Genomic DNA, 315 nt, shown 5'->3' with positions numbered 1-315 from the left:
CGCCGGCCACGCGGCATTTTCCAACATCGCCGTCTATTCGGCCACCAAGGCGGCGATCTCCGGCTTTGCCGCCGCGCTGCGCGCCGACCTCTCGCCATCCGGCATACGCGTCACTGAGATTGTCGCCGGCCGCGTCGAGACGCAGCTCTATCAAAACATCCTCGACGCCGATGCTCGTGCGGCCATGTACGCCAGCAAGGTGGTCCAGCCGGATGACGTGGCCAGGATGGTCGTCGCCGTGCTCGCGCTGCCGGCATGGGCCGACGTCACCCGTTTCGACATCATGCCGACATGGCCGACTTCGCCGAGCGGCAC

Annotated in this window: 1 protein-coding gene; it reads left to right on the top strand. The window is 67.0% G+C overall.

Features of this window, described 5'->3' with window-relative positions; all coding sequences use genetic code 11:
• Positions 1-315: SDR family NAD(P)-dependent oxidoreductase (locus tag EN824_RS34185; protein ID WP_135933212.1), on the top strand; the 315-nt coding region annotated here is incomplete at both ends.

The organism is Mesorhizobium sp. M8A.F.Ca.ET.181.01.1.1 (assembly GCF_004792025.1).
Classification (GTDB): Bacteria; Pseudomonadota; Alphaproteobacteria; order Rhizobiales; family Rhizobiaceae; genus Mesorhizobium.
This window is presented reverse-complemented; position numbering and strand designations above follow the sequence as displayed.